At 72.8% G+C, this 21,067-nt stretch carries 25 protein-coding genes; 8 read left to right on the top strand and 17 right to left on the bottom strand.

Annotation, left to right across the window (positions count from 1 at the left end):
- Positions 1 to 10 precede the first annotated feature (10 nt).
- Complete coding sequence (locus H4696_RS07840) at positions 11 to 346, bottom strand: cupin domain-containing protein (RefSeq protein ID WP_086858532.1); 336 nt, start codon at positions 344 to 346, stop codon at positions 11 to 13.
- A 37-nt stretch (positions 347 to 383) separates the two neighbouring features.
- Here H4696_RS07840 and H4696_RS07845 point away from each other — a divergent pair, with 37 nt between their 5' ends.
- On the top strand, positions 384 to 974 hold the full coding sequence (locus H4696_RS07845; RefSeq protein ID WP_086858531.1) for a TetR/AcrR family transcriptional regulator: 591 nt from the start codon (positions 384 to 386) through the stop codon (positions 972 to 974).
- On the opposite strand, the gene H4696_RS07850 is transcribed toward H4696_RS07845, so the two are convergent.
- Both H4696_RS07850 and H4696_RS07855 read right to left on the bottom strand, forming a co-directional pair.
- Positions 967 to 1,377: a hypothetical protein gene (locus tag H4696_RS07850; RefSeq protein WP_086858530.1), complete on the bottom strand. Its 411-nt coding sequence runs from the start codon at positions 1,375 to 1,377 to the stop codon at positions 967 to 969. The genes H4696_RS07845 and H4696_RS07850 overlap by 8 nt on opposite strands.
- Before the next feature lie 39 nt (positions 1,378 to 1,416).
- A complete protein-coding gene (locus tag H4696_RS07855; protein ID WP_086858545.1) occupies positions 1,417 to 2,271 on the bottom strand; it encodes a universal stress protein in 855 nt (284 codons plus the stop codon).
- Positions 2,272 to 2,464: 193 nt separating this feature from the next.
- Here H4696_RS07855 and H4696_RS07860 point away from each other — a divergent pair, with 193 nt between their 5' ends.
- Positions 2,465 to 3,244 carry a prepilin peptidase gene (locus tag H4696_RS07860; protein ID WP_086858529.1) on the top strand — a complete coding sequence of 260 codons (780 nt, stop codon included), beginning with the start codon at positions 2,465 to 2,467 and terminating at the stop codon, positions 3,242 to 3,244.
- Between the two features lie 4 nt (positions 3,245 to 3,248).
- Here the strand turns inward: H4696_RS07860 and H4696_RS07865 are convergent, their stop codons facing one another.
- From H4696_RS07865 to H4696_RS07915, 11 genes are read right to left on the bottom strand one after another with little or no spacing between them, the layout of a single operon-like run.
- A complete protein-coding gene (locus H4696_RS07865) occupies positions 3,249 to 5,237 on the bottom strand; it encodes a hypothetical protein (protein WP_086858528.1) in 1,989 nt (662 codons plus the stop codon).
- Complete coding sequence (locus H4696_RS07870; protein WP_086858527.1) at positions 5,234 to 5,860, bottom strand: prepilin-type N-terminal cleavage/methylation domain-containing protein; 627 nt, start codon at positions 5,858 to 5,860, stop codon at positions 5,234 to 5,236. The genes H4696_RS07865 and H4696_RS07870 overlap by 4 nt, the downstream gene beginning before the upstream one ends.
- On the bottom strand, positions 5,854 to 6,294 hold the full coding sequence (locus H4696_RS07875) for a type IV pilus modification PilV family protein (RefSeq protein ID WP_086858526.1): 441 nt from the start codon (positions 6,292 to 6,294) through the stop codon (positions 5,854 to 5,856). Before H4696_RS07875 ends, H4696_RS07870 begins: the two co-directional genes overlap by 7 nt.
- Positions 6,294 to 7,499, bottom strand: coding sequence for a type II secretion system F family protein (locus tag H4696_RS07880; protein WP_192782148.1), 1,206 nt, complete (start codon positions 7,497 to 7,499; stop codon positions 6,294 to 6,296). Before H4696_RS07880 ends, H4696_RS07875 begins: the two co-directional genes overlap by 1 nt.
- Positions 7,496 to 9,025, bottom strand: coding sequence for a GspE/PulE family protein (locus H4696_RS07885; RefSeq protein WP_086864348.1), 1,530 nt, complete (start codon positions 9,023 to 9,025; stop codon positions 7,496 to 7,498). Before H4696_RS07885 ends, H4696_RS07880 begins: the two co-directional genes overlap by 4 nt.
- Entirely contained in the window at positions 9,022 to 10,110 is a 1,089-nt protein-coding gene (locus tag H4696_RS07890; protein ID WP_086864347.1) for a type IV pilus twitching motility protein PilT, read from the bottom strand. The genes H4696_RS07885 and H4696_RS07890 overlap by 4 nt, the downstream gene beginning before the upstream one ends.
- 59 nt (positions 10,111 to 10,169) lie before the next feature.
- The gene (locus H4696_RS07895) at positions 10,170 to 10,505 is read right to left on the bottom strand and encodes a competence type IV pilus major pilin ComGC (protein WP_086864346.1); all 336 of its coding nucleotides are present in this window, start codon (positions 10,503 to 10,505) and stop codon (positions 10,170 to 10,172) included.
- A gap of 43 nt (positions 10,506 to 10,548) precedes the next feature.
- Positions 10,549 to 10,947: a hypothetical protein gene (locus H4696_RS07900; protein WP_086864345.1), complete on the bottom strand. Its 399-nt coding sequence runs from the start codon at positions 10,945 to 10,947 to the stop codon at positions 10,549 to 10,551.
- Positions 10,944 to 11,411 (bottom strand): hypothetical protein, encoded by a 468-nt coding sequence (locus H4696_RS07905; RefSeq protein ID WP_192782149.1) that lies wholly within the window; start codon positions 11,409 to 11,411, stop codon positions 10,944 to 10,946. Before H4696_RS07905 ends, H4696_RS07900 begins: the two co-directional genes overlap by 4 nt.
- On the bottom strand, positions 11,408 to 11,845 hold the full coding sequence (locus H4696_RS07910; RefSeq protein WP_086859023.1) for a hypothetical protein: 438 nt from the start codon (positions 11,843 to 11,845) through the stop codon (positions 11,408 to 11,410). The genes H4696_RS07905 and H4696_RS07910 overlap by 4 nt, the downstream gene beginning before the upstream one ends.
- 8 nt (positions 11,846 to 11,853) lie before the next feature.
- Positions 11,854 to 12,300, bottom strand: coding sequence for an LEA/WHy family protein (locus tag H4696_RS07915; RefSeq protein WP_086859024.1), 447 nt, complete (start codon positions 12,298 to 12,300; stop codon positions 11,854 to 11,856).
- A gap of 446 nt (positions 12,301 to 12,746) precedes the next feature.
- Between H4696_RS07915 and H4696_RS07920 the strand changes: the two genes are divergently transcribed.
- A complete protein-coding gene (locus H4696_RS07920) occupies positions 12,747 to 14,075 on the top strand; it encodes a jacalin-like lectin (protein WP_086859025.1) in 1,329 nt (442 codons plus the stop codon).
- On the opposite strand, the gene H4696_RS07925 is transcribed toward H4696_RS07920, so the two are convergent.
- Positions 14,060 to 15,241: an MFS transporter gene (locus H4696_RS07925; protein ID WP_086859026.1), complete on the bottom strand. Its 1,182-nt coding sequence runs from the start codon at positions 15,239 to 15,241 to the stop codon at positions 14,060 to 14,062. The two genes, H4696_RS07920 and H4696_RS07925, sit on opposite strands and share 16 nt — an antisense overlap.
- A 115-nt stretch (positions 15,242 to 15,356) precedes the next feature.
- Between H4696_RS07925 and H4696_RS07930 the strand changes: the two genes are divergently transcribed.
- The gene (locus H4696_RS07930; RefSeq protein ID WP_192782150.1) at positions 15,357 to 16,238 is read left to right on the top strand and encodes a LysR family transcriptional regulator; all 882 of its coding nucleotides are present in this window, start codon (positions 15,357 to 15,359) and stop codon (positions 16,236 to 16,238) included.
- Positions 16,239 to 16,269: 31 nt separating this feature from the next.
- The gene (locus H4696_RS07935) at positions 16,270 to 17,229 is read left to right on the top strand and encodes a TIGR01777 family oxidoreductase (RefSeq protein ID WP_192782151.1); all 960 of its coding nucleotides are present in this window, start codon (positions 16,270 to 16,272) and stop codon (positions 17,227 to 17,229) included.
- On the opposite strand, the gene H4696_RS07940 is transcribed toward H4696_RS07935, so the two are convergent.
- Positions 17,222 to 18,343: a PucR family transcriptional regulator gene (locus H4696_RS07940; protein ID WP_086865601.1), complete on the bottom strand. Its 1,122-nt coding sequence runs from the start codon at positions 18,341 to 18,343 to the stop codon at positions 17,222 to 17,224. The two genes, H4696_RS07935 and H4696_RS07940, sit on opposite strands and share 8 nt — an antisense overlap.
- A gap of 105 nt (positions 18,344 to 18,448) precedes the next feature.
- Between H4696_RS07940 and H4696_RS07945 the strand changes: the two genes are divergently transcribed.
- Entirely contained in the window at positions 18,449 to 19,399 is a 951-nt protein-coding gene (locus tag H4696_RS07945) for an alpha/beta hydrolase (RefSeq protein ID WP_086865602.1), read from the top strand.
- A 68-nt stretch (positions 19,400 to 19,467) separates the two neighbouring features.
- Here the strand turns inward: H4696_RS07945 and H4696_RS07950 are convergent, their stop codons facing one another.
- Positions 19,468 to 20,502, bottom strand: coding sequence for an NADPH:quinone reductase (locus H4696_RS07950; protein ID WP_086856147.1), 1,035 nt, complete (start codon positions 20,500 to 20,502; stop codon positions 19,468 to 19,470).
- Positions 20,503 to 20,681: 179 nt separating this feature from the next.
- Here H4696_RS07950 and H4696_RS07955 point away from each other — a divergent pair, with 179 nt between their 5' ends.
- Both H4696_RS07955 and H4696_RS50710 read left to right on the top strand, forming a co-directional pair.
- Positions 20,682 to 20,831: a hypothetical protein gene (locus tag H4696_RS07955; RefSeq protein WP_169734801.1), complete on the top strand. Its 150-nt coding sequence runs from the start codon at positions 20,682 to 20,684 to the stop codon at positions 20,829 to 20,831.
- A 101-nt stretch (positions 20,832 to 20,932) separates the two neighbouring features.
- Positions 20,933 to 21,064: a hypothetical protein gene (locus H4696_RS50710; RefSeq protein ID WP_264086319.1), complete on the top strand. Its 132-nt coding sequence runs from the start codon at positions 20,933 to 20,935 to the stop codon at positions 21,062 to 21,064.
- Positions 21,065 to 21,067: the final 3 nt, after the last annotated feature.

Here is a 21,067-nt window from a genome sequence, read left to right on the forward strand (position 1 = left end):
GTGGCCGCGCCTAGGCAGGGCCCAGCGCGGCGCCCGCGACCGCACCGCCTGGCTCTTTCAGCTCGATGAACAGGGAGTGCGTCGGTGTCGTGCCGACGTTCTCGCCCGCGTGCTCCTGCGCCGCGACCCAGCGCACTGCGCCGGCGGGCAGGTCCACGCCGACCTCGCGGCCGCCGGAGGAAATGCGGCGGCGGAACGCGCTCAGCGTGACCATCACCGTGTCGGGGTGCCGGTGGGGCGCGGTCCGGTCGCCGGGGCGGTCGCGGTACTCCAGCACGCGCACCCGCTCGTTCTCGAAGACCACCTGGTACAGCTCGGGGTTCGTCTCGGCCGGGTCACCGGTCATGGCCGCCTCCTTCGTGGGACGTGAGTACCATGATGGCATGGCAGTACCATATGAGTCCACCGGCCGGCGTCGGCAGAAGGGCCGGACCCGGGCCGCGCTGGTCGAGGCCGCGCACGCGCTGCTCGCGGACGGCGGGTCGCCGACCGTCGAAGACGCCGCCGCCGCGGCCGGGATTTCCCGCACCACCGCCTACCGCTACTTCCCCAACCAGCGCGAGCTGCTGCTCGCCGCCTACCCGGAGATCCAGGACGACGCCGGCCTGCTGCCCCCGGACGCGCCCGCCGATCCCGCCGCGCGGCTCGAGCTGGTGATGCGGGAGTTCATCGCCTTCACACTGCGCTGGGAACCGCAGCTGCGCGCCCAGCTCCGGCTGTCGCTGGAGCCCGGCGCGCCGCAGCCGGTGCTGCGCCGCGGCCGGGCGATCCGCTGGATCGAGGAGGCACTCGCCCCGCTCGCGGACACCCACCCGCACCTGGACGTCCACGGCCTGGCCACCGCGATCCGGTCGGCGACCGGCATCGAGTCCCTGGTGTGGCTGACCGACATCGGCGGGCTCGACCGCGCGCGGGCCGCGGAGGTGCTGGCGGGGTCGGCGCGGGCCATCCTGCGGGAGGCCCTCCTTACGTGATCGACACCGTCGCGACGCACGAGTCGGTGCCGTTGTCGAACGTCGTCGACGCCGTCCCGATCGCAGTCACCGGCACGTCGAGGCCCGAGGACAGCGTCAGGCTCGTGCTCCCCGACGTCGGAATCGAGCGGGTGTAGATCGTGTGCGTGGTGAAGCCGTCGCGGTAGGAGATCCGCAGCAGCAGGTTGCCCGCGTCGCCGATGTACGGGCCCGACGACGTCGTCGCCCCGGTCATGTGGTGGTACCCGCCGGACGTCTCGTACCTGAGGGTGAACGAGCCGCCGAAGTCGCCGGAGTGGCAGACGCCCGTCTTCTGGGCGAAGGTGGCCGCCTGGGCCGGGGCCGCCAGCACCGTCGCACCGGCCACGAGTGCCGCCAGCCCGGCTCGGATCGCAGTCTTCATGGCGTCATCCTGACGGGCCCCGCTTCTGTTTCGCTTCCCTCACGCGGTGGTGCGGACCAGCAGGACCGGACAGTCCGCCTGGTGCAGCAGCGCCTGGCCGGTGGAGCCGAGCAGGAGACCGGGGAAGCCGCCGCGGCCGCGGTCGCCGAGGACGACGAGCTGGGCGCCGGCGCTGCGCTCGATCAGCTCCCGCCGCGGGTGGGCGTGCACCAGGACCCGCTCGACCTCGACGTCGCCGGTGTCGTGGGCCAGCACCCGCTCGCCGAGCAGCCGGTGCCCGGCCTCGGTGACGCACCGCGGATCCCGCCGCGGCGGCGGGGTGTCCGCCCAGGCGTGCAGCACGACGAGCGGCGCACCGCGGGTCCGCGCTTCGGCCAGCGCGGCGGCGAGCACCCGGGAGCCGGCTTCGCTGCCGTCGATCCCGGTGACGATGGGGCGAGCCGCGGCGTCCGGCTCGTCCCAGCTGTCCCCGCGCACGACGACGGTGTCACAGCGGGCGTGCGTCCCGACGGCCGCGGCGACCGAGCCCGCGAGCAGGCTGGTGAGCCGCCCGTGCCCCGCCGAGCCGACGACGAGCAGCGCCGCGGACCTCGACGCCTCGATGAGCGCCTGCGCCGCGCGGTCGGAGTCGAGCCGGGTGACGGCATCGGGCACACCTTGCGCGGCGGCGAGCTCCTGCGCGGTCCGCAGCGCGCGGCGCCCGCGCGCCCGCAGGGCGTCCACGAGCTCGTCCGGCGGCGGCACGACCCCACCGGCGAGCAGCGCGGGAACGTCGAGGGCGTGCACGACCTCGAGGGGCGCACCCCGCAGCCGGGCGGTCCGCGCGGCCCACCGAACGGCGTCGAGCGACTCGGCCGACCCGTCCACCCCGGTGACGATCGGCGGTCCGGTCATCTTCAAGACTGTAGGCCGGTGCGGTCGTCGCCGGGAGCGGTCTCGCCGAACGTCTTGAATGACTCATTCAGGTCTTCGGAGGTCCTGAATGACTCATTCAAGACGGTGGAAGGTGGGTGCATGTCCGTGCGGTCGCGGCCGCCGCCGGAGTCGGGCAAGATCTGCGGCGTCCCTCGAACGGTCCGGAGGCGCGATGGCGGTGCTGGTCGTGGCGGCCGCGGTGCTCGGGCTGCTCGTCGGGTCGTTCCTCAACGTCGTGATCCACCGGGTGCCGCGCGGCGAGTCGGTCGTCCGCCCACCTTCGCGCTGCCCCGACTGCGGCCGGGAAATCCGCGCGCGGCACAACGTCCCCGTCCTCGGCTGGCTCGTCCTGCGCGGGCGGTGCGCGGGGTGCGGCAGCCGGATCAGCGTCCGGTACCCGCTCGTCGAACTCGGCACGGCGGTCCTCTTCGCGCTGCTGGCCCTGCGGCTCGACCCGCCGGACCTGCCCGCCTACCTGTACTTCGGCGCGATCGGCGTCGCGCTCGCGCTGATCGACCTCGACTGCCGCCGGCTGCCGGACGCGATCGTGCTGCCCTCCTACCCGGTGCTCGCCGTGCTGCTGGGCGCGTCGGCCTGGTACCGCGACGACTGGTGGGCACTGGCCCGCGCCGGGATCGGCGGGGCCGCCCTGTTCGCCTTCTACCTGCTCCTCGCCTTCGCCTACCCCAAGGGCATGGGCTTCGGCGACGTCAAGCTGGCCGGGCTCCTGGGCGGCATCCTCGGTTACCTCTCCTGGACGGCGTTGCTGCTCGGCGCGTTCGGCGGCTTCCTGCTCGGCGCGGTGGCGGGAGTCGTCGTGCTCGCGGCGGGCAAGGGCGATCGCAAGACCGCCTTGCCGTTCGGGCCGTTCATGATCGCCGCCGCGCTGATCGCCGTCTTCGCGGCCGGGCCGCTCGGCCGGGCTTACCGGGAGCTGACCGGCCTGGCCTGAGCGGTCACCGGTTGCCGGACCAGCTGAGCACCGACACCTGTCTCGCGCCGGCCACCGGGTGGGCCGGGTCGCCGTCGATGTAGGCCACCCGGGCCCGGGCCGCCGCCGGGGTGCCGCCCGGGAGGCACGTGCTCGCGCCCGGGCAGACGTACGCCGCCAGGTAGACGCCGAAGACGAAGCCGGGGGAGTCGTCCGGGACCTCGATCACCGCGCCGGTGAAGGACACGCTGCCGGTCAGCTTCACCTGCAGCGACCGCGCGATCACGCCGAACCGAAAGATCGGCTCGATCGCGTTGTTGAGCGTGATGTCCAGGACGGCCTTCGGCGCGTACGTCGTGCCCTGCACGTAGAACCGGTTCCCGGCGTTGTTCACCGAGGTCACCAGCGCGCACGCCGCGCTGTTCGTGTACAGCAGCTGCGTGCACCCGTTCTCCGCGCGCAGGGCGGGCGGGGTGTAGGTCAGTTCCAGCTGGAGCGCGTCGAGCTGTTCGGTGCCCTTGTGCTTGACCGCGGCGGTGTAACCCAGCTGCGCACCGGTGAACCCGCCGTCGTACACCTGCTGCGACAGCGCGGCGGTGACGTCGACCAGGTCGGTGTGCAGCACCTTGTCCGAATACGCCGGCACGCCGAACTTGTCCGCGCCCAGCTGGACGGACAGGGTGTCCTGGCTCGCCCCGTTGTCGTTGCCGTGCACCACGCGGATCTTCGCGGACTGGAGCAGGGACCCGGCCGGGATCGCGGCGGGCGGGGCGTACCCGGTCGCGGTCACGGTGGCGGTCTGGTTCCCGTTGCCGTTGTTCGTCCACGTCGCGAGGTTGCCGTCCACAGTGGACAAGCTGCCGGCCGGGGCGCTGGTGAACGTCCCGGTCGGTGTGCCGGACGGTGTGAGCGTCGTGGTCACCGGGGCATCGGCACCGGAGGTGAGCCCGTACATCGCGACCGGCGGCTTCGTCCCGCTGTAGGACCCGCAGATCTCCGCCTCCGCGGCCTTGACCGCGAGCCGGCTGTCGCCGCCGAAGACGAACTGGGCGCCGACCGCGTTCGCGTCTTCGATCGGGTTGTCGCACGCGCCCGGGATGGCGGAGTTCGCCGCCGAGGGCGCGGCGATGACCCGGCCGGTGCGGTCCACCGGCGTGCCGGCGACCAGGTGGCCGCTGTTGATCGTCCAGACGTCGTCGCCCGCGGGCAGGCCCGGCGGGCGCGCGGTGGAGCTGTTGCGGAAGTCGAAGTAGTAGGCGCCCGGCTTGAACCACCAGATGCTGTCCTTGCACGGGCTGCTGTTCGACATCAGCGTGGACAGCCCGACCGCGTCGTCGTAGAAGCCGGGCTCGAACGTCACCACCGGGCCGGTACAGCCGGGCACGTTCCGGTGGGCGGGCACCGACGTCAGCGCCGGGGCGTAGCCGGGATCGGCGCCCAAGGCCGACCCGCCGTAGCCGCAGGACGCCGCGGGCGTGCTCCGGATCGTGCCCGCGCAGGCCCCGCGCGCGTACACCGCGGTGTTGGTGTCGAGCGCGCCGTTGACGACGTTGATGTTCGAGTTCGAATAGACGACGCCGTGGACGCGGAACGACGATCCGGTCGGCTGCTGGATGTTGAGGCCGTCCTCGCCGCCCGTGCCGAGGGTGAGGATCGCGTTGCCCGGCCGGTTGCACAAGCTCAGGGACGGGCACTGGATCAGCACCTTCGCCGGGTCCGCGGAGCACGTCACGGCGGCTGAGCCCCCGCTGCCGAAGTTCGGCAGGTCCAGCGTGTCGGACCCGCCGAAGCAGTGCTGCCCGGGCGCGCCGGTGAAGGTGCTGCCGCGGATGCCGTTGATCGCGGCCTGCAGCGCGCCGTCGGCCGTGTAGGCGGCCGAGGCCTGGTCGCGGAGGTTGACCGTGGCGCGGACGCTCGAGTCGGCGAAGGACAGCAGGGCGCCCAGCACCACCGCGACGACCGTGACCAGGATGAGCACCAGGGGCAGCGCGGCCCCGGTGTCGTCGCGCTTCATGTCTGCCTCCGTTGCCCGAACAGGGTGATGGGGTAGGGGTCGGCGCCGGCCGCGACCGCGGTGAAGGTGAACCGCACCCACAGCGGCACGGCCGCGTCGGTGCAGGTACTGGAACAGGTGACGGCCGGGCTGCCCGGCTGGACGTTGTGCGCGACGACCACGTCGGACACCGGCGACGGCGAACCGAGGCAGCGCAGGCGGTGCAGCTCGGTCCCGGAAACGTAGTAGGCGACGATCGCGGTGCGCCGGGTCGCGGCCGGCGTGCTGGTGTCCCAGTCGTCGGAAAGCAGCCGTAGCACCGAAACCGGCGTCGCCGCGGTGCCGCAGACCTGGCCGCCCGCGTCATAGGCCGCGCCCAGCTGGACCGACGCCGAGAACGGGACCTTGCCGTTGGCGACCTGTCCCGTGAAGTCGCGCAGCCCGGTCGCGGCGACGTCCTGGGCGAAGAACGCCGAGCTCTGCTGGGCGTCGTGGGAGACGGCGAGGCGGGCGGAGGTGGCGTCGGTGTTCTTGATCGAGACCATCACCGCGGTGGCGATCGGCGCGGCGACCACGCCCAGGATCACGATCACGATGAGCAGCTCGATGAGGGTGAACCCATCGTCGGAGCGCCGGTTCAGCACGGCGCCTCCCCGAGCCCGCAGCGCTTGCGCACCACGACTTCCAGGCGTTCGCTCGCGCGCCCGTCGCCGCTGGCGACCTGCACGGTCAGCTGCTGCAGCCCCGTGTCGGTGCCGCAGGTGGCCGACCACGCCGAGCCGGTCCAGTACTTCACCGAGGCCACCGAGCTGGTGAACCCCGCCGGCACCGTGAACCCGGCCGGCGCGGCGTACTTCGCGGGCGCCGCGCACGCGAAGTACCCGCCCGCCATGACCTGGTTCTCGATCGCCTCGACGAAGTCGCGGACGCCCGCGCCCGCGGTCGCCTGCTTGCGGTGGACGTCGGACATCAGGACGCTCACGCCGATGCCGCCGACGATCGCGGCGACCGCGACCCCCAGGATCGCGATCGCGACCAGCAGTTCGAGGAGGCTCTCGCCCCGGTCGTCGGCGCGCATCAGACGTGCACCTGGGTGAAGATGCCGTACATCGCCGACACGAGCGCGACCGCGACGAACCCGACGACCAGGCCCATCACCACGATCACGGCGGGCTCGAACAGCGCGGTCAGCTTCTTCAGCCGGTAGTCCAGCTCGCCTTCGTAGTACTGGGCGGTGACTTCGAGCTGCGTGTCGAGGGTGCCGGTGTCCTCGCCGACGCGGATCATCTGCGCGGCGGTCACCGGGAACAGCCCGGAGCCGGTGAGCGGGCGGGCCAGGCCCTCGCCTTCGAGCACGGCGTGCGCGACCCGGGCGAGCGCGCGCATGAACACGCGGTTGCGCAGGGAATCCGTGGCGACTCGCAGGGCTTCCGGCAGCGGCACGCCGGCGCTGACCATCGACGACAGGATCCGGCAGAACCGCTCGACGAGCGCGTGCCGCACGGTCGGGCCGATGGCGGGCACGGCGAGGAGCACGCGGTCCCGCGCGTACCGCCCGCCCGGCGTCCGCACGCCGAGGACGTAGGCCGTGATCACGGCGGCGAGCCCGGCCAGCAGCGCCCACCACCACTGGCCGAGGAAGTCGGTGACGGCCAGCAGCATCCGCGTCGGCAGCGGGAGCTTCGCGTTGAGGCTGGCGAAGAACACCTTGAACCGCGGCAGCACGAAGGTCGCGAGCACCACGACGGTGACGACGGACATCAGCGCGATCATCGCCGGGTAGATCAGCGCGGCCTTGATCTTGCGCCGGGCTTCGAGGTCGCGTTCGAGGTAGTCGGCGAGCTGGTCGAGGACGACGTCGAGCTGCCCGGTGAGCTCCGCCGAGCGCAGGATCTCGCGGTAGAACTCGGGGAAGATCTTCGGGTGCCGGTCGACGCAGTCCGACAGCCGGTCGCCGCCGCGCAGGCCGAGCTCGACGTCCCGCAGCATCCGGGCCACCGACGAGTTCGCGGCCTCCTCGCCGAGGATGCGCACCGCGTCGATGAGCGGCAGCCCGGCCCGGACGAACGCGCCGAGCTGGCGCGAGAGGTGCAGGACGACTTCGCGCTTGACCCGCGGCGCGGTCAGCTCGAGGCTGAGCACGCTCTTCTTCTCGGTGAGCTCGATGTTCCGCAGCTCGCGCTCGTACAGCGCGAGCGCGGCGGAGTCGAGGTCGGCGGCCTTCTGCACCCCGTGGGTGCGCTGCCCGTCCGGGCCGGTGGCGACGTAGGCGTACCGGTTCATCGCGCGCCTCCGGTGAGGTAGATCGACCGCAGCACCTCGGCCGGGGTGGTGACGCCCTCGGCGATCAGCCGGAGCGCTTCGTCCTGCAGCGTCCGCATGCCTTCCTTGCGGGCCAGCTCGTGGACCTCGCGGTGCGGCGCGCTGTCCAGCACCAGCGAGCGGATCCCGTCGCTGACCGGCATCAGCTCGTAGACGCCGGTGCGGTCCAGGAACCCGGTCTGGGCGCAGAAGTTGCAGCCGGTACCCCGGACGAACCCGCCCGCCGGGCCGTCCGCGTTCATCGAGTCCAAAAAGGACAGCTCCTCGGCAGAGGGCTGGTAGTACTCGCGGCAGCGCAGGCAGATCCGCCGGACGAGCCGCTGGGCGACCACGGCGGTGACCGAGGACGCCACCAGGAAGTTCTCGATGCCCATGTCCAGCAGCCGGTGCAGCGCCGACGCGGCGTCGGTGGCGTGCAGCGAGGAAAGCACGAAGTGCCCGGTGAGCGCGGACTGCACCGCGATGCGGGCGGTGTCGACGTCGCGGACCTCGCCGACGAGGATGACGTCCGGGTCCTGCCGCAGGATCGACTTCAGGCCGTCGGCGAAGGTGACGCCGGCCTGCTCGTTGATCTGGATCTGGTTGATCGAGGACATGGTGTACTCGACCGGGTCCTCGATGGTCATGATGTTGCGCTCGGTGCTGTCGAGTTCGCCCAGCGAGCCGTAGAGCGTCGTGGTCTTGCCGCTGCCGGTCGGCCCGGCGCAGATCACCATGCCGTACGGCGACTGCAGCACCGCGCCGTAGCGCGCCGCCATCTCCGCGGGCATGCCCAGCTGCGGCAGCCGGAACAGCGGGCGGCTCTTGTCCAGCAGCCGCAGCACGACCTTCTCGCCGCCGACGACCGGCGTGGTCGCCACCCGGATGTCCACCGGCCGGTCCTCGACGGCCATGCTGATCTGGCCGTCCTGCGGACGGCGGCGCTCCACGATGTTCATCCCGCCGAGGATCTTGATCCGGCTGGTCACCGCGGGCCCCATCGAGCCGGGCAGGTCCAGCACGTCGTGCAGCACGCCGTCGATGCGGTAGCGGACGCGGACCCGCTCGGCCTGCGGCTCGACGTGGATGTCGGAGGCCCGGTCGCGCAGCGCCTGCTTGATCATCAGCGCGACGACGTGGACCACCGGTGCGTCGTCGTTCGCGGTGGCCGCCGGTTCGGCGCGGGAGGCGTCGCGGCGGACGGCGTCCCGCGCTTCGAACGCCTTGACCTGCTGGTCGACGCCGGTGAGCGCGCGGTAGGTCCGCTCGACGGTGGCGAGGATGTCGGCGCGGGCGGCGATCGCGATGGTCACCGGGCGGCCGAGGGCTTCCTGCAGCGCGGGCGCGGTGGCCGGGTCGGCGACCGCGACCAGCACGGCGTCTTCGCGGACGGCGAGGGGGATCGCGCAGAGCTCGCGCGCTTGCGCCTCGCCGAGCAAGTCGGCGGCGGCGCGGTCCGGGGTCACCGTGCGCAGGTCGACGGTGCGGGGCTGGGTGCGGAGTCTCATGCCGGCACGCTCCGGGGCCGCGGGCGCGGGTCGATGTCCTGCGGGTGGAGGCTGCGGGCGGCCGCGTCGGCGGGGGAGACCAGGCCGGCCGCGACGAGCGCGGACAGCGACTGCTCCAGCGTCACCATGCCTTCGCGATGCCCGGTCACCAGCGCGTTGCGCAGCTGGTGCGGCTTGCCCTCCTTGATCAGGTTGCGCACGGCGGTGTTCGCGACGAGGACCTCGAACGCCGCGACGAGCCCGCCGCCGACGCGCGGCAGCAGCCGCTGGTAGACGATCCCGGTGAGCGCCGCGGCGAGCTGCACCCGCACCTGTTCCTGCTGCCCGGCCGGGAAGACGTCGATCATCCGGGCCAGTGACTGCGCGGTGTCGTTGGTGTGCAGCGTGGCGAAGACCAGGTGCCCGGTTTCGGCGATGGTGAGGGCGAAGCGGATCGACTCGAGGTCGCGCATCTCGCCCACCATCAGCACGTCCGGGTCCTCGCGCAGTGCGCTGCGCAGGGCGGCTGGGAAGGATTCGGTGTCGGTGCCGACTTCGCGCTGGTTCACCGCGGACCGCCGGTGTTCGTGGACGTACTCGATCGGGTCTTCGACGGTGAGGATGTGGCAGGCGCGCTCGTGGTTGATCCGGTCGATGACGGCGGCGAGCGTCGTCGACTTGCCGGAGCCGGTCGGCCCGGTGACGAGCACCAGACCCTGGTGCCGGCGGGCGAAGTCGCCGAGGATCGGCGGCAGGCCGAGGTCGGCCATGGCGGGGATCCGGCGCGGGATCATCCGCAGCGCGACGACGGTGGCGCCGCGCTGGGTGAAGGCGTTGCCGCGGACGCGGGCGTGGTCGCGCCAGCTGAAGGAGAAGTCGAATTCGTGGGCGGCGCGCCAGGAGCGGGCCTGGTCGTCGGTGAGCAGCTCGCCGAGCAGGGCGTCGGTGTCCTCGCCGGTGAGCACGGGATGACCGGCGACCGCGGCGAGGTCGCCGTGCACGCGCAGCTGGGGCGGCAGGCCGGCGGTGAGCAGCAGGTCGGTGCCGCGGGCGTGCCAGAGCGCTTCGAGCAGGCCGTCGGCGCGGCTGCCGGTCAGGGTGGGCATGGGTTCCTCCGGGGCGAGGGAGGGCCGCGGGGTGGGAATCCACCCCGCGGCCCGCGGACTCAGTGGGTGCAGGCGCCGCTGGCGGTGACCACGCCGCCGGCCGCGAGGCCGATGGTGTAGCTCTTGGCAGCGGGAGCGTTCTTCAGGTAGCCGTTGTCCGTGAGGTCCTTCATGACGAGGGCGTAGCTGCCGGTCTTGGCGTAGAAGGCCTCGTCGGCGGTCTGGACGCTCTTCCAGTCGGTCTCGCAGGCGGCGGCCTGACCTTCGCCGTTGAACGCCTGCACGGCGAACACGACGACGCCGGCGAGGACGCCGAGGATCACGACGACGATGAGCAGTTCGATCAGGGTGAAGCCGTCCTCGTTGGCGCGGGCGGCACGCAGTCTTTCCAGCATGGTTCTTCCTTTGCTTCGCAGGGGTTTCAGGGGTGTTCCGGAATCAGCAGGCGGCCACCTCCGGCGATCGGGTCCCCTTCCAAGCGCCGGCGACCGCGCGCACGCTCACGTACGTCGGCTTGCTGTTGCTGAGCAGGGGGATGGTGACCGAAAGGTTCGTGGTGGCCGTGGTGTTGGTGGGGTTGTTCGGGGTCAGCGAGGTCAGCACTTCGAACCCCGGTGGCAGCGAGGCCGGGTAGGTCCAGCCGACCGTGGCCGAGGGACCGCCGCCGCTGCTGTTGCACTTGACGTTGGAGAGGGTCGGAGTGTCCGGTGTGGACAGTTTCAGCGCCGCCGCCGCGGCGGTCCCGGGCCCGCTCTTCAGCCAAGCCGCCTCGGCCTGGCCGCCGATCGCCGTGGCCGCCAGCAGCGCGGCCGCGACGGCCACCCGGGTGGTGCTCACTGGCTCACCACCGTGACGGTCACCGGGATCGTGAACACCGCGCCCTGGCAGGAGTCGTCGGCGGCGGCCGCCATCGACACCGCGGTGGTCAAGGTGAGGGTCGCGCTCGCCCCGGCGGCCAGTGCGGTGCTCGGCTGCTGCGCGATCCACGTCACGGTGCCGCCCGGGCAGCCGCCGGTGGCGGTCGGCGTCCCGTTCCCGGTGATCGAGCTGACCTTCACCGGGTACGGGTTCAGGTTGGTGATCCGGATCAGGGCCGTGCCGGACACCCCCGGGTAGAGCAGGCCGGTGGTGAGCGCCGAAGCGTCCACCGTCGCGGTCGACGGCGCGGACGCGGTGCCCGCCTTCGCGCCGGCCGTGCCGGAGCCGGAGCTCGTCCACGCCGCGACGGCGATCCCGCCGCCCAGCGTCGCGCCGACCACCGTGGTGACCACGAGCACGCGGCGCAGGGTCGGGTTGTTCATGGCTTGACCGCCGTTCCTGTGTACGTCAAGGGAAAAGTGAGGGCGCGGCACGCGGCGGGCGTGCCGGGGAGCATGTGCGTGGTGAGTGCGACGTCGGCGGTGCCATTGCCGGACACCGTGACGGGCGCGGCGAGCGCGTCCACCCGCACCGACGAAGCGGGGCAGGCCGCGACCGTCCGGCCCCGGTCGTCGACGGGCTTGCCGACCGCCGCCGACACCGCCTCGACCCGGATGGGGAAGTTTTCGGCGTTGCCGAGCCGGATCCACCGCGTCCCGGTCGCCCCGGGAAAGAGCGCGGTGGCCCGCCCCGGCACGTCGCCGATGGCGAACTGCTTGATGCCGTTGCCGTTCGCGGTGTTCGCCACCGGCGTCGGGCCGAGCGCGAACCACCCGAGCAGGACGGCTGCGAGCGCGCCGATCCGCCGCCTGGACATCTTCCGGATCAGGCGTTGGAGGACAGCGTGGCGGTGAGCGGCAGCGTGAACGTCTGGCTCTTGCAGGCGTCGGTGGCGTTGCCGTTCATGGTCGCGGTCAAGGTGTAGGTGCCTTCATCGTGCGCCGCGATGGTGCCCGCCAGGTCCCCGGGGACGCTCGTCACCGTTCCGGCGGCGCAGCCGTTGACCGCGTTCGAAGAGCCGTTGCTGATGCTGTTCACCACGACCGGGTAGTCGTTGGGGTTGGAGATCTTCACCGTGAAGGTGGTCGAGCCGCCGGGGTAGAGCGCGCTGCCCGAGTTGCCTGGCGTGATCACCGAGGCGACATCGGTCTTCGAGGTGACCGAGCCGGTTCCGGCGCCGGTGCTCGTCCAGGCCGCGTAGGCGACACCGGCGACGGCGACCGCTCCGACGGCACCGAGGACGACCGCGGATCGCTTGCTGATCTTGCGCATGGGTTCTCTCCAGGAATTCGCTGTGTCGGGGAGGCCCGGGTGGACCGTCACGAAGAGTGTGCGAATCCGGGGGTGCCCGGCACCTCAGGCGACCGGCCCGAGTGCGAAGGACAGAGGTCCCTTGCGCCGTTCGGCCCAGCGTGTTACGCGCGCGGGATCGAGCCGCGAGAACGGTGTTTCACCGGGAAAAAGTTCCGATACGGGACCGTGACCTGCGGTGATTCATGGTCTTTTCGGTCCGCCGCCGCAGGTCGGCGCGGCGGGCTCCCGGCGGTCGCCGAAGGGACGCGCGGGGCCGTTTCGGGCTCGGGGCGAGGATAACTTTCGGTGACAATTCCCCGCGCGATGAAACGAAGTGGCCGAAGACCCTCCGGTAGGCCCTTGACGCGCCTCCCGGCGTCGCCCGATCATTCCCGTCGCTCACCCCCGGGAGAACGAGGTACCCCGTGAAGAACCGCCTCGCCGTCGTGGTCCTCGTGTGCGCGGCCGCCGTGCTGGTCCCGGCCACCGCGCACGCCGACCCCTCCGACGGCGGCACTTTCTCCGTGCTGAGCTACAACGTCGCGGGGCTGCCCGAGGGCATTTCGAGCGCGCCGACACCGCGCGAGCCCGCCACGACGGCGATCGGCCAGCGGCTGGGCCCGTACGACGTGGTGCACGTCGAGGAGGACTTCAACTACCACGCCACGCTCTACGCGGCCGACCAGCACCCGTACCGCACCCCGACGAGCGGCGGCGCGGGGATCGGCAGCGGCCTGAACACGCTGTCCTCGCTGCCCTACGACACCGGCGACTTCGAGCGCGTGCGCTGGAACTCGTGCCAGTTCGACTCGGGGGATTGCCTGACGCCCAAGGGGTTCACCTTCATGCGGCTGAGGCTCGCCGAAGGCGTCTACGTCGACGCCTACAACGTGCACACCAACGCCGGCACGAACGACGGCGACGAGGCGTCGCGCGCGTCGAACCTGGCGCAGCTGACGGCGTTCATCCGCAGCCACTCGGCGGGCAACGCGGTGCTCGTCATGGGCGACACGAACACGCGCTACACCCGCGCGGCGGACACGATCGCCGCGTTCGCCGCGGACAACGGCCTCACCGACGCCTGGGTGAAGCTCGTCCGCGGCGGGGCCGCGCCCGCGCCGGGCAGTCCCGCGCTGGTCTGCGACCCGCAGCAGGTCACCGACGACTGCGAAGTCGTCGACAAGGTCCTCTACCGCGGCAGCCCGCTCGTGTCCCTCGACGCGACGGCGTACCACAACGAGCACGCGGGGTTCCTCGACGACGCGGGCCGCATGCTGTCCGACCACGACCCGGTCAGCGTCCGCTTCGGATGGACGCGCAACCCGGAACTGCGCCTGTCGGAGCAGTTCGGCGGACCTCACGGCGACTACTTCACCGACGTCGCCGCCGTCCCGGCCGGCGCCCGCGTCCGGACGCTCTCGCTGCGCGCCGGCTCGCGGGTGGACCAGCTCGGGGTGACGCTCGAGAACGGCACGGCACTGGTGCACGGCGGTTCCGGTGGGACAGCGGCCGCGCTGACCCTGGGTGCCGGCGAGTACGTCACGACGGCGACGGTGTGCCAGGGCAGCTACCAGGGGCACACGCGGATCTTTTCGGCGGCGTTCACGACGAGCACCGGCCGGACCCTGGCGGGCGGCACGGCGACCGCGGACTGCGTGACCCGCACGGCGCCGGCGGGCTGGCAGCTCGCGGGCTTCCACGGGCGCGCCGGCGGCGAGGTCGACAAGATCGGGTTCGCCTACACCCGGCGCTGAGCGGTGCGCCGGGCCGACCAGCCGAGCAGGGCGAGTTCCAGCGCCGCGAACCCGGCCAGCACCACCGTTCCCGGTGCGAAGAGCATCGCCAGCCCGACGAGCAGCACCGGCAGCACCAGGCCCGCGTACGCCGCGAGGAACAGCGCCGCCAGCACTTCGCCGCGGGTGAGGTCGTCGGCAAGCGCCGCCACCGTCCCGACCGACGCGCGCAAGCCGAGGCCGAACCCGGCGCCCGCCAGCACGCTCGCGGCGAAGAACAGGGGGAGCGAGGCCGCGAACGCCGCCGCGGTCAGCAGCACCAGCCCGGTGCCCATCAGCACGTACCCGGACCGCAGCTGCGGGCGCGTGCCGAGCCGCGAGAACGCGATCTGGGCGAGTGCTGCGCTGCCCAGCATGGTGAACGGCGCGAGCCCGGCGAGCAGGCGGGACGGCTCGTGCAGTTCGTGCGCCAGCAGCGTCGGCGCGAGTGCCATGAACAGGCCGCTCAGCGCGAAGGCCGCGAACGCGCCGATGGCGGCGCCGGCGAACTCGCGCCGGGCGGACGGCGGGAGCGAAAGCCGCTGCGGGCGGTAGGCCGGGCGCTCCTCGCGGCGCTCGACCGTCTCCGGCACCAGGCTCACCGCGATCGCTTCGAGCAGGAGCACGACCAGGAAGACCGCGAACGGCGTGGTGAGCGGGTGGCCGGCGAACCGCGCGAACACCCCGCCCACCAGCGGGCCGAGCGCCAGGCCGCCGGCGTTGACCACGGTCGCGGTGAGGGCCGGGGCGCGCAGCTCGGACAGGTGCGCGGTGGCCGTCGCGGTGATCACGCCGATCCCCGCGCCGCTGACCAGCCGGGCGACGATCAGGCCCGGGACGTCCGGCCAGAGCAGGAACAGGGCGGCGGCGAGGGCTTCGGCGAGCAGCCCGGCGAGCAGGACGCGGCGGCGGCCCAGCCAGTCGCTGACGTGCCCGGCCAGGTACAGGCTCAGCATCACCCCGGCCGCGTAGGCGGCGAAGACCACCGTGACGACGAAGGTCGGAAAGCCGTCGCGCTGCTGGTAAAGCGCGTACAGCGGGGTCGGCACGGTGGAGAACGCGAGCGCCGTCGCGAACGCGACCGCGACGACGCGGAAACCCAGCCCGTGGCTCACGCGGAGCCGGGCGGGGGAGAGGGTGACGGACATCGGGACCTTCCAGGACGCCAAGGGATCTTCCGCTCTCCACGATGTCCCCGCCGACTCAGCAAGTCCAACGAAAAGTGCTGGTGTCAGTTATCGCCCTGGACGATAAGTTGGGTGTATGGAGACGCGTCAGCTCGAATACTTCGTCGCCGTCGCCGAGGAGCTCAGCTTCACCCGGGCCGCCCAGCGGGTGTTCGCGGTGCAGTCCACCGTGTCCGCCGCCGTGCGGTCCCTCGAAGCCGAGCTCGGCACGCGGCTGTTCGACCGGTCCACCCGCCGGGTCGCGCTTTCGGCGGCGGGCACGGCGTTCCTGCCCGAAGCCAAGGCCGCGATCGAGGCCCTCGAACGGGCGCGCGCGACCGTCCAGGAGGCGTCGGAAGGCCTGCGCGGCAGCCTCCGCATCGGCACGCTGACGTCGATCGGCGACCTCGACCTGCCCGGGCTGCTCGGGGCGTTCCACCGGCGCTACCCGCTGGTGGACATCCACGTGACGGTGTCGATCACCGGGTCCACCGGGCTGGCCGACGACGTCCGCCACGGCCGCCTCGACGTCGCGCTGGTGGGCCTGCCCGAGGCCGACCTCGCCGGGCTGGACGTGCTGCGGGTCGACACCTGGCCGTTCGTCGTGGTGCTGCCGGCCACGCACCGGCTCGCCGCCCGGAAAGCGGTCCGCCTGGCCGATCTCGCCGGCGAGTCCTTCATCGACACGCCGCGCGGGTTCGGCAACCGGGTGCTGCTGGACCGCGCCTTCGACGCGCTCGGCTCGCCGCGGCGGGTCACCGTCGAGGTCGCGGACCTGCGCCCGGTGCCGGGGTACGTGCGCGCCGGGCTCGGCGTCGCGGTCGTCCCGGACACGGTCGGGCCGCCCGAAGCGGACGTCGTGGTCCGGCCGCTGGCGGGCACCGGGCTCGACTGGCCGCTCAACCTGGTCACCGCCGCGGCGAAGCCGCCGAGCCGGGCGCTGCGGACGTTGCTCGACCTCGTCGAGGGCAGTATTTGAACGCGTTCAACTCTTTCGGTACGGTGGGGTCATGAAGGTCGTGATACCGGGAGGGACCGGCCACCTGGGGCGCGTGCTGAGCCGCGCACTGGCCGGGGGCGGGCACGAGGTCGTCGTCCTGACGCGAGGGGAGGGCGCGGGGGAGCAGGGGGTGCGGAACGTCCGCTGGGACGGGCGGAGCGCGGGGCCGTGGACGCGCGAGATCGACGGCAGCGACGTCGTCGTCAACCTGGCGGGCCGGTCGGTGAACTGCCGCTACACCAAGGCGAACCTGCGGGAGATGTGGAATTCCCGCATCGACTCGGCCCGCGTCGTCGGCGGCGCGATCGAGCGTGCCGCGCGGCCGCCGCGGGTGTGGCTGCAGATGAGCACGGCGACGATCTACGCCCACCGCCACGACGCCCCGAACGACGAAACCACCGGTGTACTGGGCGGCGCCGAGCCCGGCGTGCCGGCGTACTGGTCCTACAGCGTCGACATCGCGCGGGCGTGGGAGCGCGAGCAGGAGGTCGCCGCCACGCCGCGCACGCGCAAGGTCGCGCTGCGGACGGCGATGGTGATGAGCCGCGAGCCCGGCGGCGCGTTCGAGATGCTGCACCGCCTGACCCGGCTGGGCCTGGGCGGCCCGGTCGCCGGCGGCGCGCAGTACATGTCGTGGATCCACGAGGCCGACCTGCTGCGGGCGATCGACTTCCTCATCGGGCACGACGAACTGAGCGGGCCGGTGAACCTGGCGGCCCCGCAACCGTTGCCGTACCGGGATTTCCTGCGCGAGCTGCGTGCGGCGGCGGGTGTCCCGTTCGGCCTGCCGGCGACGCGCTGGATGGCGGCGATCGGCGCGTTCGTGCTGCGCAGCGACCCGGAGTTGCTGCTGAAGAGCCGTTTCGTGGTACCGGGACGGCTCCTGGACGCCGGATTCGAGTTCGGCTTCCCGTCCTGGCCCGCCGCGGCGGCGGACCTGGTGCACGGTCCACTCAGGACGGTCAGCTGAGCTCGGCGTTGTCCCGCAGCCGCCGCAACATCAGCGCGAGGTGCAGCCGGAACCGCCCGGCGGGGGAGTCGACGTCGAACCCGAGCACGGCCTCGGCCCGGGCAAGCCGGGCCGGCATGGTGCTGTGGTGCCGGTGTAGGACCGCGGCCGCCTTGCGGGCGGAGCCGGTCGCGCAGAGGGCCGAGAGCGCGGCGAGGGTGTCTTCGCCGTGGGTCTCGCTCGCGAGCCGGTCGAGGGCGCGGACATCGGGGAGATCATCCGGAGCCAGCGTGCCGTCGAGGGCGGCGAGGCTGCCGAGGTGCTCCCAGTGGATCACGGGGTCGTCGTCGGAGGTGAACCGGAGCGCCGTGCGCGCGAAGGCCCAGGAGCGGGCGACTTCGATGGCCGGAACCGCGGGGCCGACGCCCACTCGGCGGTAGCCGGGGAGCGAGTGCCCGTTGCCGACTACCGCGGACGTTGTCGATCGCCGGGTGCCGTTCGAGTGTGGCCCCGGCTCGAGGATCGGTGCCGCCGTCCGTCCGCCACCGCCGTCCGGAATCGGGTCCGTCTCCGCCGTCAGCACCGCGCGCACAGTGCCCAGCACCGCCGACCGCCCCGCGGGTACCTCCCCGCCCACCGTCGCCAGCACCCGCAACCGCGCCGACGGGCCGAACCCGAGCAGGTGCAACGCCCGCGACCGCTCCGCCGTCCCGGCCTCCTCCGACAGCGCCAGCTCCACCAGCGCCGGGTCGCCGAGTTCCGGGCGCGGCACCCCCGAATGCTCCAGCAGGATCGCCGTCGCGATCGCGAACCGCTCCAGCAGCATGTCGTCGAGCGGGAGGGGCGTGCCCGCCCGGGCCACCCACACCACCACCCCGCCCTCCAGCTCCCGCACCGCCGACCCGTGCGGAGCCGTCCCGGGCGCGGAAACCGCGCCGCCGGGTACCGCGCGCAGGGACAGGCCGCGGCCGGGCGCGTGCACGCCGACCGGGCAGCCGGCGAGGCCGGCCGTGCTGCGCACCAGGGTGTCGAGGTCCGCGCGGGCGGTGATCAGGCGGTCGAAGAACCCGATCACCCGTACGGCGTTCTCGGCGTCGGCATCGAGCCCGGACAGCCGCAGCAGCAGCCCCTTCATGCCGCCACGATAGGCGCGCCCGCCGCCGGATGGCGAGTTCCGGGCCGCCAACGCCCGCCGCGTGGCGGTGGCCCGCGCGGGGGCGGGCGGCCGATGATCGGTGCCATGACCTACGCGATCGACCCCGAGCTGCTGCCCTGGCTGGACATGCTGCCCGCGGTGGCACTGACCGACCACGAATCCCTGCTGGCCGCGCGCTCTTCGATGTCGCAGCTGGGAGAAGTCCTCCCGAGCTACGAACCCGCGAACCCGATCGACGTCCGGGACACCGCCGTGCCCGGTCCGTCCGACGCACCGGACGTGCCGGTGCGCGTCTACGCCCCGGCCGGCCGCACCGAAGCCGTGCCCGGCCTGCTCTACATCCACGGCGGCGGGTTCGTCCTCGGCGACCTGGACATGTTCCACACCACGCTGCTGCGGCTGGTCGACGAGCTGGGCATCGTGATCGTGTCGGTCGACTACCGGCTGGCGCCCGAGCACCCGTTCCCGGCACCGGTCGAAGACTGCTACGCGGCACTGACCTGGCTCGAAGCCAAGGCGGACGAGCTGGGTGTCGACCCGGGCCGCCTCGGCGTCGGCGGCGAGAGCGCGGGCGGCGGGCTTTCCGCCGCCGTCGCCCTGCTGGCCCGTGATCGCGGCGGCCCGGCGCTGGCCTTCCAGTTCCTCGGCATCCCGGAACTCGACGACCGGCTCGGCACTCCGTCGATGCGGGCCTACACCGACACGCCCGTGTGGAACCGCCCGAACGCCGTCTTCAGCTGGACGAGCTACCTCGGCGCGGAACCGGGCGGCGAAGACGTTTCCCCGTACGCGGCCCCGGCGCGAGCCACCGATCTGGCCGGCCTGCCGCCCGCGTTCGTGACGACATGCCAGTTCGACCCGCTGCGCGACGAAGGCATCGAGTACGCCCGCCGCCTGGCCCACGCGGGCGTCGCGGTCGAGCTCCGCCACTACCCGGGCACGTTCCACGGCTCCGGGCTGGTCGAGGCGGCGGAGATCTCCCGGCGGATGTTCGCCGACGAGGTCGAAGCCCTGCGCCGCGGGCTGCGCGTCTGACCCACCCAGGTCCGTGAATGCCACATCGAGGGACCAAGTGTCCCTCGATGTGGCATTCACGGACTTCGTCAGGGAGCGGTGACGTCGATCAGCACCTTCCCTGTGACGCCGTCTTCGGACGTCGCGTGCGCCTTCGCCGTGTCGGCAAGGGAAAAGCGGTGGATCGGAACGCCCCGGTCCTCGCCGACCCGCAGCGCACCGTCGGCCAGCGCCGCGGTGACGTCCTCCGTGCCCGCCTTCAGCTTGTCTTCGCCCACCGTGTACAGCACCAGGAACTGGTAGCGCGCGTTCAGCCACACGTTGGCCCCGAACTCGAGGGCCACCGTCCCGGTGCCGCGGTCGTCGCCGTACATCGCGACGGTGCCGCGCGGGCGCAGCACCTCGGTGTGCAGCTTCGCGTTGACCCCGGCCGCGACTTCGACCACCACGTCGACGCCGTCGGGAGCGACTTCGCGGATCCGCGCGCCCAGTTCCGGGTCGGGGTAGCGGAAGACGTGGTGGGCGCCGGCCGTGCGGGCGAGGGCGGCCTTCTCGTCGCTGCTGACCGTCGCGATCACCGTCGCGCCGGCCCAGCGGCCGAGCTGGATCGCCGCGTTGCCGACCGCGCCCGCGCCGCCGCTGACCAGCACCGTGCGGCCCTCGAGGGCGCCGGGGGCGAGCCGGGACGGCCCGTCTTCGGCGACGGTGAGCGCCCGGTGCGCGGTCAGCGCCGGGATACCGAGCCCGGCACCCTCGTCGAAGCCCGCGCCGTCGGGCAGCCGGACCAGTTTGGCCGCGGGCAGCACCGTGTACTCCTGCGCGGTGCCCGATCCGGGCCCGTAGGCCCCGGCGATGACGACCCACACGCGGTCGCCCGCCGAGAAGCCGGTGACGTCCGGGCCGACGGCGTCGACCACGCCGGCTCCGTCCTGGTTGGGCACAGTCTCGGGGACGTCGGCGCCCGGTTCGGCGCGGGCACCGGCGCGGGCCTTCCAGTCCGTGGGGTTGACCGCGGACACCACGATCCGGACGCGGACCTCGCCCGGGCCCGGCTCCGGCACGGCGCGCTCGGTCAGCGACAGCACCTCGGGTCCGCCGTGGCGGCGGTAGACTACTGCTTTCATGTCCGGTGCAATCCCGCCCGACCCGCGGTTATTCCCCGCGCGCCGCGAAATCGACCGGTGGGAAATCGGTTTTTCGCCGCCGGGAAAAGCGGAAATCGGCGCCACGCGGGTGATCCCCCGGCCGGGCGATTTTCCGTGTTGCCCGCGCGAAACCGGCCGCCGTCACAGAAACTGAGCGCGTGGGAGAGGAAAAGCGCACGCCGGGGGACGAGCGGCCGAAGCGCGACGAGCGAGAACCGACACCGATCTTCGACGCGGTGTTCAGTGCGACGCGCGCGAAGGCGAATACGGGTAATCCGGCCCAGGAACCGGACAAAGCCGGGCGGTGAGCGGACACCTGCCACACCGGACGTGTGGCAGTTTGTTCGACGTCCGCAGTGAACATGTAGCATCTCGGGTGCCCCAGCACCCGGCGGCCGAGGAGTGACCCGTGGCAGGCGTCGTCAACAGCATGATCGCCGCCGAGTACGCGGCGGGTGCCACGATCTCCGAGCTCGCCGAGCGCTGGGGGATCGACCCCCGCCAGGTGGTCGAGCGGATCTCGGCCGCCACCCGCTCTTGAGCG

The organism is Amycolatopsis lexingtonensis, from assembly GCF_014873755.1.
GTDB lineage: Bacteria > Actinomycetota > Actinomycetes > Mycobacteriales > Pseudonocardiaceae > Amycolatopsis > Amycolatopsis lexingtonensis.

Excerpts from the sequence above, each read along its gene's own strand:
- H4696_RS07915 (WP_086859024.1), bottom strand. The coding sequence starts at position 12,300 with ATGCGCAAGATCAGCAAGCGATCCGCGGTCGTCCTCGGTGCCGTCGGA.
- H4696_RS07930 (WP_192782150.1), top strand. The coding sequence starts at position 15,357 with ATGGAGACGCGTCAGCTCGAATACTTCGTCGCCGTCGCCGAGGAGCTC.
- H4696_RS07910 (WP_086859023.1), bottom strand. The coding sequence starts at position 11,845 with ATGTCCAGGCGGCGGATCGGCGCGCTCGCAGCCGTCCTGCTCGGGTGG.
- H4696_RS07950 (WP_086856147.1), bottom strand. The coding sequence starts at position 20,502 with ATGAAAGCAGTAGTCTACCGCCGCCACGGCGGACCCGAGGTGCTGTCG.
- H4696_RS07940 (WP_086865601.1), bottom strand. The coding sequence starts at position 18,343 with ATGAAGGGGCTGCTGCTGCGGCTGTCCGGGCTCGATGCCGACGCCGAG.
- H4696_RS07880 (WP_192782148.1), bottom strand. The coding sequence starts at position 7,499 with ATGAACCGGTACGCCTACGTCGCCACCGGCCCGGACGGGCAGCGCACC.
- H4696_RS07845 (WP_086858531.1), top strand. The coding sequence starts at position 384 with ATGGCAGTACCATATGAGTCCACCGGCCGGCGTCGGCAGAAGGGCCGG.
- H4696_RS07935 (WP_192782151.1), top strand. The coding sequence starts at position 16,270 with ATGAAGGTCGTGATACCGGGAGGGACCGGCCACCTGGGGCGCGTGCTG.
- H4696_RS07945 (WP_086865602.1), top strand. The coding sequence starts at position 18,449 with ATGACCTACGCGATCGACCCCGAGCTGCTGCCCTGGCTGGACATGCTG.
- H4696_RS07885 (WP_086864348.1), bottom strand. The coding sequence starts at position 9,025 with ATGAGACTCCGCACCCAGCCCCGCACCGTCGACCTGCGCACGGTGACC.
- H4696_RS07890 (WP_086864347.1), bottom strand. The coding sequence starts at position 10,110 with ATGCCCACCCTGACCGGCAGCCGCGCCGACGGCCTGCTCGAAGCGCTC.
- H4696_RS07850 (WP_086858530.1), bottom strand. The coding sequence starts at position 1,377 with ATGAAGACTGCGATCCGAGCCGGGCTGGCGGCACTCGTGGCCGGTGCG.
- H4696_RS07860 (WP_086858529.1), top strand. The coding sequence starts at position 2,465 with ATGGCGGTGCTGGTCGTGGCGGCCGCGGTGCTCGGGCTGCTCGTCGGG.
- H4696_RS07865 (WP_086858528.1), bottom strand. The coding sequence starts at position 5,237 with ATGAAGCGCGACGACACCGGGGCCGCGCTGCCCCTGGTGCTCATCCTG.
- H4696_RS07855 (WP_086858545.1), bottom strand. The coding sequence starts at position 2,271 with ATGACCGGACCGCCGATCGTCACCGGGGTGGACGGGTCGGCCGAGTCG.
- H4696_RS07905 (WP_192782149.1), bottom strand. The coding sequence starts at position 11,411 with ATGAACAACCCGACCCTGCGCCGCGTGCTCGTGGTCACCACGGTGGTC.
- H4696_RS07875 (WP_086858526.1), bottom strand. The coding sequence starts at position 6,294 with ATGCGCGCCGACGACCGGGGCGAGAGCCTCCTCGAACTGCTGGTCGCG.
- H4696_RS07895 (WP_086864346.1), bottom strand. The coding sequence starts at position 10,505 with ATGCTGGAAAGACTGCGTGCCGCCCGCGCCAACGAGGACGGCTTCACC.
- H4696_RS07925 (WP_086859026.1), bottom strand. The coding sequence starts at position 15,241 with ATGTCCGTCACCCTCTCCCCCGCCCGGCTCCGCGTGAGCCACGGGCTG.
- H4696_RS07840 (WP_086858532.1), bottom strand. The coding sequence starts at position 346 with ATGACCGGTGACCCGGCCGAGACGAACCCCGAGCTGTACCAGGTGGTC.